The organism is Pseudomonas sp. REST10 (assembly GCF_029542605.1).
GTDB lineage: Bacteria > Pseudomonadota > Gammaproteobacteria > Pseudomonadales > Pseudomonadaceae > Aquipseudomonas > Aquipseudomonas khazarica.
Window position 1 is genome coordinate 3476121 of the sequence record NZ_CP035677.1, and the last position, 14030, is coordinate 3490150.

At 64.7% G+C, this 14030-nt stretch carries 8 protein-coding genes; 7 read left to right on the top strand and 1 reads right to left on the bottom strand.

All coding sequences use genetic code 11. The annotated features are described in order from the left end of the window. Positions 1-183: 183 nt before the first annotated feature. The gene (gene metE / locus EWH21_RS16420; protein ID WP_277698845.1) at positions 184-2481 is read right to left on the bottom strand and encodes a 5-methyltetrahydropteroyltriglutamate--homocysteine S-methyltransferase; all 2298 of its coding nucleotides are present in this window, start codon (positions 2479-2481) and stop codon (positions 184-186) included. Positions 2482-2649: 168 nt separating this feature from the next. Here metE and metR point away from each other — a divergent pair, with 168 nt between their 5' ends. The 7 genes from metR (at position 2650) to EWH21_RS16455 (ending at position 14019) form a co-directional block, all read left to right on the top strand. Further along, positions 2650-3567 (top strand): transcriptional regulator MetR, encoded by a 918-nt coding sequence (metR, locus tag EWH21_RS16425; RefSeq protein ID WP_277698846.1) that lies wholly within the window; start codon positions 2650-2652, stop codon positions 3565-3567. Positions 3568-3849: 282 nt separating this feature from the next. Beyond that, positions 3850-4506: a TetR/AcrR family transcriptional regulator gene (locus EWH21_RS16430; protein ID WP_152489140.1), complete on the top strand. Its 657-nt coding sequence runs from the start codon at positions 3850-3852 to the stop codon at positions 4504-4506. Between the two features lie 9 nt (positions 4507-4515). Beyond that, positions 4516-5604, top strand: a complete 1089-nt coding sequence (locus EWH21_RS16435; RefSeq protein WP_277698847.1) for an efflux RND transporter periplasmic adaptor subunit — start codon at positions 4516-4518, stop codon at positions 5602-5604. Between the two features lies 1 nt (position 5605). Then, a complete protein-coding gene (locus EWH21_RS16440; protein ID WP_047584316.1) occupies positions 5606-8752 on the top strand; it encodes an efflux RND transporter permease subunit in 3147 nt (1048 codons plus the stop codon). 834 nt (positions 8753-9586) lie between these two features. Beyond that, positions 9587-10897: a UDP-glucose/GDP-mannose dehydrogenase family protein gene (locus EWH21_RS16445; RefSeq protein ID WP_152489141.1), complete on the top strand. Its 1311-nt coding sequence runs from the start codon at positions 9587-9589 to the stop codon at positions 10895-10897. Between the two features lie 112 nt (positions 10898-11009). Continuing rightward, positions 11010-12440, top strand: a complete 1431-nt coding sequence (locus EWH21_RS16450; protein WP_037055634.1) for a mannose-1-phosphate guanylyltransferase/mannose-6-phosphate isomerase — start codon at positions 11010-11012, stop codon at positions 12438-12440. Between the two features lie 46 nt (positions 12441-12486). Then, the gene (locus EWH21_RS16455; protein WP_277698848.1) at positions 12487-14019 is read left to right on the top strand and encodes a glycosyltransferase; all 1533 of its coding nucleotides are present in this window, start codon (positions 12487-12489) and stop codon (positions 14017-14019) included. Positions 14020-14030 lie beyond the last annotated feature (11 nt).

Consider the following 14030-nt stretch of genomic DNA (forward strand, 5'->3'; position numbering starts at 1 on the left):
CCAGAAACATAGAACCCCACTGAAACGCGATTCTGGTGAAAGTCGCTCGACGGCGCTGCCACACAAGCGTGACAGTTTGATGAACGAGGACGAACGGTTGCCCGGCAAGTGACCAAAGGCCCATGCAGAGCGTGCCCCTCCGTACCGGCTGGCAGGAGGGGCCTGGGCGTTACGGGCGGAACATCAGGCCAGTTCCGCGCGCAACTGCCGGGCTGCCGCGACCATGTTGACCAGCGCGGCCTCGGTTTCGGGCCAGCCGCGGGTCTTCAATCCGCAATCGGGGTTGACCCACAGCCGCTCCAGCGGGATGCGCCGCGCCGCCTTGCGCAGCAGACCGGCCATCTCGGCGCTGTCGGGTACGCGCGGCGAGTGGATGTCATAGACGCCCGGGCCGATCTCGTTGGGATAGGCGAACCGTTCGAAGGCCGCCAGCAACTCCATGTCCGAACGCGAGGTCTCGATGGTGATCACGTCGGCGTCCATCGCCGCGATGGAGTCGATCACGTCGTTGAACTCGCTGTAGCACATGTGCGTGTGGATCTGCGTTTCGTCACGCACGCCGCTGGCGCTCAGGCGAAATGCCTCGGTGGCCCAGTCCAGGTAGCCCTGCCAGGCCGCCTGACGCAGGGGTAGGCCCTCACGGAACGCCGCCTCGTCGATCTGGATGACCTTGATTCCGGCGGCTTCCAGGTCGACCACCTCGTCACGGATGGCCAGCGCCAGCTGCCTGGCCTGCACCTCACGCGGCACATCCTCCCGGGCGAAGGACCACATCAGCATGGTCACCGGCCCGGTCAGCATGCCTTTCATCACCTTGTCGGTCAGGCTCTGCGCGTACTGGATCCATTCCAGGGTCATCGCCCGTGGCCGGCTCAGGTCGCCGACGATCACCGCCGGTTTCACGCAGCGCGACCCGTAGCTCTGCACCCAGCCGAAGCGGGTGAAGGCGTAGCCGTCCAGTTGTTCGGCGAAGTACTCGACCATGTCGCTGCGCTCGGCCTCGCCATGCACCAGCACATCCAGCCCGAGGCGCTCCTGCACCTGCACCGCATGACGGATCTCGCTGTGCATGGCCTCGGTGTAGTCGGCCAGGCTCAGCTTGCCCTGACGGAACGACTGCCGCGCCAGACGGATGGCCGCGGTCTGCGGGAAGGAGCCGATGGTGGTGGTCGGCAGCACCGGCAACTGCAGGCGCTCATGCTGCTTGCCGATGCGCTCGGCGAACGGCGACTGGCGCTGGGCATGGCGCGCACGCGTCGCTGCCAGGCGTGCCTGCACCTCAGGCTTGTGAATGCGCGTCGAGGCCGCGCGCGCCGCCTGGACCTTGCGGCTCGCCGCCAGCGCCGCCTGTACCCCGGCATCCTGCGGCGCTTCCAGGGCCTTGCCCAGCAGCGCGACCTCCTCACACTTCTGTATCGCAAAGGCCAGCCAGCCTTTCAGCTCGGCGTCGAGCTGGTCCTCGCGCGCCAGGTCCACCGGGCAGTGCAACAGCGAGCAGGACGGCGCCACCCACAGGCGCTCACCCAGGCGTTCATGGGCATGGCGCAGCACGTCGAGCGCCTTCTCCAGGTCGCAGCGCCAGACATTGCGCCCGTTGACCATGCCGAGCGACAGCACCTTGTAGGCCGGCAGCCGGTCGAGAATCGTCGGGTACTGGTCCGGCGCCCGTACCAAATCGATATGCAGGCCATCCACCGGCAGGTTGGCCGCCAGGCCGAGGTTGTCCTCCAGACCGCCGAAATAGGTGGCGATCAGCTTGCGGCAGGGTTCGCGCTGAATCAGGTTGTAGGCGCGCTCGAACGCGTTCTTCCAGGCCTGCGGCAAGTCCAGCACCAGAATCGGCTCGTCGATCTGCACCCACTCCACGCCTTGCTCGGCGAGGCGCTGGAAAATCTCGCCATAGACCGGCAGCAGGCGCTCGAGCAGCTCCAGCTTGTCGAACTCATCGCCCTTGGCCTTGCCCAGCCACAGGTAGGTCAACGGGCCGATCAGCACCGGCTTGACGCTATGACCGAGCGCATGGGCTTCGGCCACTTCTTCGAACAGCTGCTCCCAGCTCAGGGCGAACGCCTGATCGGCACTGAATTCCGGCACCAGGTAGTGGTAGTTGGTGTCGAACCACTTGGTCAGCTCCTGAGCGTGGGCGCCGCCACAGCAACCGTTCGTGCTCGCCACGGCGCCACGCGCCATGGCGAACAGGGTGTCCAGGGTCGGTTTGCCGGCGGCCGGGCGGAAGCGCTCGGGAATCACGCCGAATGCCAGGGAATGGCCGAGTACCTGGTCGTACCAGGCGAAGTCGCCCACCGGCAGCAGGTCGATGCCGGCGTCTTTCTGCAGTTGCCAGTGCTCGGCACGCAGGCGCTGGCCAACGGCGCGCAGCCCGGCCTCGTCCAGCTCGCCTTTCCAATGGGCTTCGAGGGCTTTTTTCAGTTCACGGTCGCGGCCGATGCGCGGGAAACCGAGGGAATGGGACAGGGCCATGGGGTGACGCTCCAGAGTCAATCGAGATGGCGCCATTCTCGGCATCGCCAACACGTGAGACAAACTCAAGATTTTCGTCTTGATCTAAAGATTTACTCATGTAGGCTGTATGAACCACTTTCATCCAGCCACGACATTGGATGAATGAAACCTTCGCAGAGACCCGTCATGCTCGAGCTACGCCACCTGAAAACCCTGCACGCCCTGCGCGAAACCGACAGCCTGGTGGAGGCCGCCGAGCGCCTGCACCTGACCCAGTCGGCCCTGTCGCACCAGTTCAAGGAGCTCGAGGAGCGACTCGGCCTGCAGCTGTTCGTGCGCAAGACCAAGCCGGTGCGCTTCACCAGCGCCGGCCTGCGCCTGCTGCAACTGGCCGACGCCGCCCTGCCCCTGCTGCGTGGCGCCGAGCGGGACCTGGCGCGCCTCGCCGGTGGCACCGCCGGGCGCCTGCACATGGCCATCGAATGCCACAGCTGCTTCCAGTGGCTGATGCCGACCATCGATCAGTTCCGCGACGCCTGGCCGGAAGTGGAACTGGACCTGGCCTCGGGCTTCTCCTTCGCGCCACTCCCCGCGCTGGCACGCGGCGACCTGGACCTGGTGGTGACCTCGGACCCCATCGAGCTGGCCGGCATCACCTACGTGCCGCTGTTCACCTACGAGGCCATGCTGGCCGTGGCCAACCAGCACCGTCTGGCGCACAAGGCCTATATCCAGCCACAGGACCTGGCCACGGAAACCCTCATCACCTACCCGGTGGAACGTGACCGCCTGGATATCTTCACCCGCTTCCTCGAACCCAACGACGTGGAACCCGCGCAGGTACGCACCTCCGAGCTGACGGTCATGATGATGCAGCTGGTGGCCAGCGGACGCGGCGTCTGCGGCCTGCCCAACTGGGCGCTGCACGAGTACAGCTCGCGTCACTACGTCAGCGCCAAGCGCCTGGGCGAAAAGGGACTGTTCGCCACCCTCTATGCGGCGATCCGCAGCGACATGCTCGATGCGCCCTTCATGCGCGACTTCCTGCTCACCGCCAAGGACACCTCCTTCGCCAGCCTGGAAGGCGTCAGCGTGGCGCGCTGAGCGCCACTGCACAGACAAAGGCCGCTCGCGCAGGCGTGTGGCCGCCCTTTCATCGCATCTGCCGCCGCGCGCCCCGCAGCAGGCTTCATCGCCCGCAGGGCACCAAGACAGCGAAATGGCCGGTCCCCGGACGGCCTCGCAGCGCTCCCCCGGCGAACGGTACCCGCCGGCAGCAGGGCGCAACCCCACCCACGCCAATTGCCTTGTTACAACTCCTGGCTTGCCGCCTTGTGACCAACAGTCATAGCATGACCACCGGTCACAATCTTTCGTGGAAAGTCCATGCGCTATCAGGATCAACTCTTCCAGCAACGTGAAACCGCCTTGCTCGAAGCCGCTCGACAGCTGTTCCAGAGTCAGTCCTGGGACCGCGTCACAATCGCCGAAGTGGCGCGCCACACCGGCATCGGCAAGGGCACCGTGTACAAGCACTTTCCCAGCAAGGAAGCGCTGTTTGCGCGCCTGGTGCTGGATCGCTCGCGCATGCACCTGATCGAACTGCAGACACTCTCCCACTCGGCCCCGGCGCCGGAAGCCATGCGCCGGATGATCCGTCGCGCCTTCGAGCAGCTGCTGGCCGACCCGCTACAGGCCCAGCTGTGCCTGCACTGCGACCGCCCGGCCTTTCAGGAGCGCCTGGAGCCACCCTACCGCGAACAGTTCCTCGAACTCGAAGCCGAGTACATGGCCCTGTTCAGCGAACTGCTGCAGAACAGCTTCGCCGGCCTGCAGCTTTCTGACGAGCACTGCCAGCACCTGCTGTGGGGCGTGGAGGCGTGCATCAACGGGGTGATGACGCGCATTGCCTCGGGCGGTTTCGAGCACTGGGCCGACCCCATTGCCTTCGACGCCTATTTCGAGCGCGTCACCGATTTCATCATCGCCGGCCTGCACGGCCAGGCCGCTGCGCTGCTGGCAGCGGCCGCCACCAACGAGTAAGGGATTCTCATGTTCACGCACCTCAGCAAACGCCCCTGGATCATCGCGGTCGTCATCGCCATCGCCCTGCTGCTCTGGCTGTTCAGCGGCGAACGCTTCAGCGCCCGTGACGAAGCGCAGGCCGAACCGGACAAGCCCCTGGCCGCCGCCGAGCTGGCCAGGGTCGAAGTGCAGTGGCTGGAGGCTCAGCCCATGCAGCGCCAGCACGTGGTACAGGGGCAGATCGAAGCCTGGCGCCGGGTCGAGCTGCGTGCGCAGGTCAGTGGCAGCGTGCAGAAGCTGGACCAGGACAAGGGTAACCGCGTCGCCGCCGAGCAACTGCTACTCAGCCTGTCGCCGGATGACCGGCCGGCCCAGGTGGCGCGCAGCGAAGCCGACGTGCGCCAGCGCGAGAGCGACGTGACTGCGGCCAGACGCCTGCGCGAGCGCAGCCTGATCTCCGCCAGCGAACTGATGCGCCTGGAGAGCGAACTGGCCAAGGCCCGTGCCGAACTCGACAGCGCTCGCCTGCACCTGCGCAACACCAGGATCAAGGCGCCGTTCGCCGGCATCTACGATCAGCGCGCGGTCGAACTGGGCGACTACGTGCAGCCCGGACAAAGCCTGCTGACCCTGGTGGACATCGACCGCCTCAAGGTCACCGCGCAGATCGCCCAGCAGCAGGTCACCCAGCTGCAGCTGGGGCAGGCGGTGAGCGTGGAACTGCTCGACGGCCGCACGCTGCAGGGCGAGCTGCACTTCATCGCCGCGGCCGCCGACCCGGACTCGCGCAGCTTCCGTATAGAGGTCAAGGTGGACAACCCGGACGGCCTGCGCCTGGCAGGCGCCAGCGCCACGCTGCACATCCAGACCGGCGAGGCCATGGCCCACCGCCTGTCCCCTGCCCTGCTCAGCCTCGACGAGAACGGCCGCCACGGCGTCAAGTGGGTCAACGATGAGCAGCGCGTGGAATTCACCCCCGTGCAACTGATCAGCGTCGACAACCAGGGCGCCTGGGTCAGCGGCCTGCCGCAGAAAGTCGCGCTGATCACCCTGGGCCAGGGCTTCGTCGAAGCGGGCCAGCAGGTGCGCACGCAACTCGCCGCAGAGGGCAGCTGAGATGCACGCACTGATTGCCGCCGCGCTCGACCGCAGCCGTACCACCCTGCTGATCCTGCTGTTCCTCCTGTGCGGGGGGCTGCTGGCCTACGTCGCCATGCCCAAGGAGTCCAACCCGGACGTCACCATTCCGATGATCTACGTGTCGGTGACCCTGGAAGGCATCAGCCCGGAAGATGGCGACCGCCTGCTGGTGCGCCCGCTGGAACAGGAGTTGCGCAGCCTGGAAGGGGTCAAGGAGATGAGCTCGGTCTCCAGCGAGGGCCACTCCTCCGTCACCCTGGAGTTCGACGCGGGCTTCGACGCCAAGGTGGCACTGGCCGACGTCCGCGAGAAAGTCGACACCGCACGCAGCAAGCTGCCCGACGAGGCCGACGAGCCGACCGTGACCGAGGTCAACGTGGCCCTGTTCCCGGTGCTCTCGGTGGGCCTGTCCGGGCCGATCGCCGAGACCGAGCTGGTGTACATCGCCCGGCGCCTGAAAGAGAACATCGAAGGCATCGGCGAGGTGCTCTCGGTGACCATCGGTGGCGACCGCGAGGACCTGATGGAAATCGTCGTCGACCCGCAGGTGCTCGACAGCTATGGCATCGACTACAACGAACTGTTCAACCTGGTCAGCCGCAACAACCGCCTGGTCGCCGCCGGCAGTCTGGACACCGGTGCCGGGCGCATGAGCATGAAGGTTCCGGGCGTCATCGAGGACCTCGAAGACGTCATGAACATGCCGATCAAGGTGGTCGGCGACAGCGTGGTGACCTTCGCCGATGTCGCCACCATCCGCCGCACCTTCAAGGACCCCACCGGCTTCGCCCGGATCAACGGCCAGCCGGCCATCGTGCTGGAGGTGGCCAAACGCAGCGGCGCCAACATCCTCGCCACCATCGACCAGGTCAAGGCGCTGATGGAGCAGGCCAAACCCCTGCTGCCACCCGGCGTGGAAGTCAGCTACATCATGGACCAGTCGCAGGAAGTGCAGAACATGCTCGGCGACCTGCTCAACAACGTGCTGACCGCCATCGTCCTGGTACTGATCCTGGTGGTGGCGAGCATGGGCATGCGCTCGGCACTGCTGGTGGGGCTGACCATTCCCGGTGCGTTTCTCAGCGGCATCCTGCTGATCTGGATGCTCGGTTTCACCCTCAACATCGTCGTGCTGTTCAGTCTGATCCTGGTGGCCGGCATGCTGGTCGACGGCGCCATCGTGGTCTCCGAACTGGCCGACCGCTACCTGCAGCAGGGCCAGTCGCCGCGCCAGGCCTGGGCCAATGCCGCCACGCGCATGGCCTGGCCGGTGATCGCCTCCACCGCCACCACCCTGGTGGTGTTCCTGCCGCTACTGTTCTGGCCCGGCGTGGTCGGCCAGTTCATGAAGTACCTGCCCGCCACGGTGATCATCTGCCTGCTCGCCTCGCTGGCCATGGCCCTGGTGTTCCTGCCGGTGCTCGGCGCCGTCAGCGGCGGCAAGGCGCGGCCACAGGCGACGACCAGCAACCGCGCCGGCACGGCCTATCGCCATCTGCTGGCAACGCTGCTCAAGCGCCCCGGCCTGACGCTGCTCGGCATGCTCGCGCTGATCGCCCTCATCTATATCGGCTACGGTCGCTTCAACCATGGCGTGGAGTTCTTCCCGGAGGTCGAGCCGGAAAGCGCGCAGATCTGGCTGCGTGCCCGTGGCGACCTGTCGATCCAGGAGAAGGACGCCCTGCTCAGGCAGGTCGAGAAGCAGGTGCTGGGCATGCGCGAGGTCAAGGCGCTGTATGCCCGCTCCCTGGCGCAACCGGAAGGTCAGCTGGGCGCCGACGTGATCGGCACCCTGCAGTTCCAGTTCGTCGACTGGCACCAGCGGCGCCCGGCCAAGGACATCCTCGCCGAAATGAGCCAGCGCACCGCCGGCATTCCCGGCGTGGTGCTGGAGTTCCGCAAGCAGGAGGAAGGCCCCACCGATGGCAAGCCGGTCAAGCTGCAGATCAGCACCCTGGACACGGCCCTGACCGAGCAGTGGGTCGAGCGCATTCGCGGCGAGATGCAGAAGCTCGGGGGTTTCGTCGATATCGAAGATGACCGCGCCCTGCCCGGCATCGAGTGGCGGATCAAGGTCGACCGCGAGGCCGCGGCCCGCTTCGGCGCCGATGTACTGAGCGTCGGCAACGCGGTGCAGATGATCACCAACGGCCTGAAGCTGGCAACCTACCGCCCCGAAGACGCCACCGACGAAGTCGACATCCGCGTGCGCCTGCCCAACAACTGGCGCTCGCTCGATCAGCTTGGCCGCCTGACGCTGAACACGGCAGCCGGCCAGGTCCCGCTGAGCAACTTCGTCGACCTGCAACCCGCGCCCAAGGTCGGCACCCTGCGCCGCGTGGATGGCGATCGCACCATCACCCTGCAGGCCGACCTGGCCGACGGCGCACGCCTGGACGAACGCCTCAAGGCCCTGCGCAAGGCGCTGGGCGAGGTGCCGGCCGAGGTCAAGGTGAAGTTCACCGGCGAGGATGCCGACCAGCAGGAGGCGGCCACCTTCCTGATGACCGCGTTCCTGGTCGCCATCTTCCTCATGGCGATCATCCTGGTGACCCAGTTCAACAGCCTCTACCAGGCGGCCCTGGTGCTTTCCGCGATCGTCCTGTCGACCGCCGGGGTGCTGATCGGCCTGCTGGTCAATGGCCAGTCGTTCGGCATCGTCATGGTCGGCATGGGCCTGATCGCCCTGGCCGGTATCGTGGTGAACAACAACATCATCCTCATCGACACCTACAACCAGCTGCGCCGGCAGGGCCTGGCCCCACGCGAGGCCGCGCTGGAGACCGGCAGCCTGCGCCTGCGCCCGGTGCTGCTCACCGCCGTGACCACCATCCTCGGCCTGATGCCGATGGTGCTCAGCATCAACGTCGACCTGCTCACGCCGAGCCTCGGCTTCGGCGCCCCGTCGACCCAATGGTGGACGCAGCTGTCCAGCGCCATCGCCGGCGGCCTGGCGTTCGCCACGGTCCTGACGCTGCTGCTGACGCCTTGCCTGCTGGTGCTCGGCGCGCGTTTCGAGCGGCGTCCGCCGCCACTGGAGACCTACGACACCGACCTGCTCGACCTGCCGGAACACCTCGTCGCCAGCAAACCCGGCAAGGCCCGGCTGCAACGCAGCGACTGAGGCCAGACGCGCAGGCGCTGTCGGCACCAGGCCACTCCACTGCATGGCGAAACGCCAGACTTCGCCTAGGCTGATCGATACGACAGCTCAAGGGCGGGAAAGGAAAGCTGGCAAGGACGCTTTTTTTCGCCACCGCTGCAACGCGAGCGCCCCGCAGAAACGACAAAGCCCTCCAGGAGAGGGCTTTGTTTTGCCTGCAGATCCGGCGATCTGCAGGCCACGCAACTGAAAACCGAGCTAACGAAGTGTATGGGGTCGGCATCCTGCCTGTTGGCCACTTCGTTAGCCCGGTGACCGGAGAGTAGTCCAGACAGTGGCACTGTGCCAAGCCTGAATTTCCGCATTGCCTCACAGAACGCGGAGGCCGGCAGCGCCGGCCCGCCAGTTCGAGTTCGATATTGCCAACTTCGTCGCAGCGAAGGCAAAACCACCGCACAGACATATCGCAATGATATTACAGACACCCCGCACAACTAACGCGCACAGCACCGAAGTGCGTGCGACATAAGCACGCAGAAAAGCATCGACTTTATGACGCCATAAAAATAACACAGCGAAAATGTGCGACTTTTTTTTGGCGACATAAATACCACAAACTTTAAGTTATTGATTTTTATAATAAAAAAAATAACAAAAGATTAAACAAACAAAATAAAAAAATAAGGTCCATGTTTTGCTTGAAAGCGCAAAACAGCCGACGCTAATATCCGCGCACTTTCAGCCAGCCAGACGAATACAACGGAAATAAACCGTTGATTCATACAGGCGCAATGAAACAGGGATTAGGGTCAGCAGCAGCAATTGACCGACTCAGTTAATTAAGGAGAAGGACCTATGCGTATCAGTATTTTCGGACTGGGCTATGTGGGGGCTGTCTGTGCTGGCTGCTTGTCCGCCCGTGGTCACGATGTCGTCGGCGTGGACGTATCGCAGGCCAAGATCGACCTGATCAACCAGGGCAAGTCGCCCATCGTCGAGCCTGGCCTGGCCGAACTGCTCGACGCCGGCGTACGTTCCGGGCTGCTGCACGGCACCACCGACGTCAGCGCTGCGGTGCTGGCCAGCGAACTGTCGTTCATTGCCGTCGGTACGCCGAGCAAGCGCAATGGCGACCTCGACCTCGGCTACATGGAGTCGGTGTGCCAGCAGATTGGTGCAGCCCTGCGCGACAAGCAGGAGCGCCACACCGTGGTCGTGCGCAGTACGGTCCTGCCTGGCACCGTGAAGAACGTCGTGATCCCGCTGCTCGAAAGTGCCTCCGGCAAGCGAGCCGGTGTCGACTTCGGCGTGGCCACCAACCCGGAATTCCTCCGTGAAAGCACGGCGATCAAGGACTACGACTTCCCGGCGATGACCGTCATCGGCGAACTGGACGAACAGTCCGGCGACCTGCTGCAAGAGCTCTACAGCGAACTCGACGCACCGATCATCCGCAAGTCGATCGAAGTTGCCGAGATGATCAAATACACCTGCAACGTCTGGCATGCGGCCAAGGTCACCTTCGCCAACGAGATCGGCAACATCGCCAAGGCCGCCGGCGTCGATGGTCGCGAAGTGATGGACGTGATCTGCCAGGACCACAAGCTCAACCTCTCCAAGTACTACATGAAGCCCGGCTTCGCCTTCGGCGGCTCGTGCCTGCCCAAGGACGTGCGCGCCCTCTCCTACCGCGCCGGCAGCCTGGACGTCGAGGCGCCACTGATCGGCTCGCTGATGCGCAGCAACGCCGCTCAGGTGAAGAAGGCCTTCGACATCGTCACGGGCTACGACAAGCGCCGCATCGGTCTGCTCGGCCTGAGCTTCAAGGCCGGCACCGACGACCTGCGTGAAAGCCCGCTGGTGGAGCTGGCCGAGATGCTCATCGGCAAGGGCTACGAGCTGAAGATCTTCGACAGCAACGTCGAATACGCACGGGTCTTCGGCGCCAACAAGGACTACATCGAGTCGAAGATCCCGCACGTCTCCTCGCTGCTGTGCAAGGAGCTGGACGACGTGGTCGCAGCCTCCGATGTGCTGATCGTCGGCAATGGCGAGCCACGCTTCGCCGATGTCGTGAAGGGCATCGGTGACGACAAGCAGATCGTCGACCTGGTCGGATTCATGGAACACGCCACTCAAGCCAACAGGGAAGGCATCTGCTGGTAAGCGCACGCTAACAAGAACAGCGGTGGCACCGGTGCGGTGCCGTTCGATTGGTTACGGCGCATGCCGGTTTCCTGCCAATAGCCCTGAATCGGTGTATACACGGAGTGACAGCATGATTCCCCTGATTTTGTCTGGCGGCAGTGGCTCTCGCCTCTGGCCCCTGTCCCGCAAGCAGTACCCCAAGCAGTTTCTCGCCCTCACCGGCAACGAGACGATGCTCCAGCAGACCATCGGGCGCCTGGCGTTCGACGGCATGAGCAAGCCCATCGTGGTGTGCAACGAGGAACACCGCTTCATCGTCAGCGAACAGCTGGCGAGCATCGGCCACGAAGCCCAGACCATCCTGCTGGAGCCCTTCGGCCGCAATACCGCGCCTGCGGTCGCCATCGCCGCCATGCACCTGCTGGCCGAGGGCCGGGACGAACTGTTGCTGGTACTGCCGGCGGACCATGTGATCGAGGACGTCGAGGTGTTCCACAAGGCCCTCGCCGTGGCCCGCAACGCAGCGGAACAGGGTGCGATGGTGCTGTTCGGCGTACCTGCCGAGCGCCCCGAGACCGGCTATGGCTACATCAAGACCGGACGTGATGCGTGCGAACTTCCGCAGGGCGTACTGGCGGTCGAGGCCTTCGTCGAGAAGCCCGACCTGGAGACGGCCTGCGAATTCGTGGCCCAGGGCGACTACGTCTGGAACAGTGGCATGTTCCTGTTCCGCTGCAGCCGCTACCTCGAGGAACTGCAGCGCCACGACCCGGACATCTATGACACCTGCCAGCTGGCGCTGAGCCGCAGCACCCACGACCTGCAGTTCATCCGCATCGACCCGAGCGCGTTCGAGTGCTGCCCCGACAACTCCATCGACTACGCCGTGATGGAGAAGACCGACCGCGCCTGTGTGGTGCCGCTGTGTGCCGGCTGGAACGACGTCGGCTCATGGTCGGCGCTGTGGGACGTCCAGGACAAGGACGGCGACGGCAACTGCCAGTCCGGCGATGTGATGCTGCACGACAGCCACAACTGCCTGGCGCACAGCCAGAGCAAGCTGGTGACCCTGGTCGGCCTGGACGACGTGGTGGTGGTCGAGACCAAGGACGCCGTGATGGTCGCCCACAAGGACCGCGTGCAGGACGTCAAGCAGCTGGTCAACCAGCTGACCTGCAAGGGCCGCAGCGAGGCGAACAGCCACTGCCAGGTCTACCGCCCCTGGGGCAGCTACGACTCGCTCGACAGCGGCAACCGCTTCCAGGTCAAGCGCATCGTGGTGAAACCGGGCGCCAGCCTCTCCCTGCAGAAGCACCACCACCGCGCCGAGCACTGGATCGTGGTATCCGGCACGGCCCGCGTGACCTGTGACGACAAGACCTTCCTGCTCTGGGAAAACCAGTCGACCTACATCCCCATCGCCGCCATTCACCGCCTGGCCAACCCCGGCAAGATCCCCCTGGAGATCATCGAGGTCCAGTCGGGCAGCTACCTGGGCGAGGACGACATCGAGCGTTTCGAGGATGTCTACGGCCGCACCGACGACGTCACGATCAACTGATAGCGGCAAGACGTGCCCACACGGCTTCAATGGAGGAAGCACGCCCATGCTCAGGCATTTAACAGCACCTCTGGGGTGGTTCGAGGCCTCGCCCGGCCTCGGCAAACTGTGCGGTTGGCTCTGCCTGATCGCACTGATCGCGCTCGCCTCGGAGATGGTCGCCCCCAGCTACCTGGACCCGTCGCACCAGAAGTTCATCTTCCTGATCGGCGCCCTGGGCATGTGGCGCTACGGCAACGCCGCGACCCACTACCTGCGCGGCATGTACTTCCTGCACTGGCGGTTTCCGCGCATGCGCAAGGCCGTCGAACGCATGGGCGACGCCGCCCTGCCCGACCATATGTTCATGGTGGTGACCAGCTTCCGCATCCCGACGCACACCACGTTCAAGGTCTACCAGTCGGTGTTCCAGGAAGTGCAGCGCATGCCGGTGCCCTGCACCATCATCGCTTCCATCGTGGAGAAGGGTGACGAGAACTTCATCAAGGACATCATGCGCCAGGAGGTGCGTGATCGCGACGACATCAAGCTGGTCATCGTGCGGGCTCGCGGCACCGGCAAACGCGACGGCCTGGCCCACGCCTTCCGCGCCCTGTCACGGCAGATGCCACTGGAAAACGCCGTGGTCGGCGTGGTCGACGGCGACACCATGATGCTGCCGGGCTGCGTGGAACGCGCCGTCACCCTGTTCGCCTACCTGCCCAGCGTCGGCGGCATCACCACCAACGAGTTCTGCGAGGTGGAAGGCAGCAGGCTGATGCAGGAGTGGCACACCATGCGCTTCGTCCAACGGCACATCAACATGTGCTCGATGGCGCTGAGCAAGCGCGTGCTGACCATGACCGGGCGCCTGTCGTTCTTCCGCGCCAGCGTGATGACCGACCCGGCGTTCATCAAGGACGTCGAGGCGGACTTCCTCGACCACTGGCGCCTGGGCCGTTTCCAGTTTCTCACCGGCGACGACAAGTCCTCCTGGTTCAGCCTGATGCGCGCCGGCTGGGACACCTTCTACGTGCCGGACAGCCATACCCTGACCGTCGAGCACCCGCCAGACAACAGCTTCCTGCGCGCCACGCGGCAGCTGATGTATCGCTGGTACGGCAACTCGCTGCGGCAGAACTTCCGCGCTACCCGCCTGCTGGGCCTCGATCGCCTCGGCCTGTTCACCATGTACGTGCTCTACGACCAGCGCGTGTCCATGTGGACCTGCCTGATGGGCCTCAGCGCCTCGGTGGTGGCCGGCCTGCTGTTCGGCGTGCAGTACCTGCTGATCTACCTGTTCTGGGTGCTGCTGTCGCGGACCCTGGTGACGCTGCTGTTCTTCTTCACCCAGCACCCGGTCGATCCGATGTACCCCTTCGTTCTCTATTACAACCAGATCGTCGGCTCGGTGATGAAGGTTTACACCATGTTCCACATGGACCAGCAGAGCTGGACGCGGCAGAAGACCACGATCAGCAACGGCAACGTCAGCTTCGATGCGGCGCTCAACCGCTGGACCTCGAAGACCATGTTGCTGTCCTCCATCGCCATTTTCTTCGGGGTCATCTCGGTCCTGTTGGAACTCACGCAACCCTAAGCAAAGGCGCG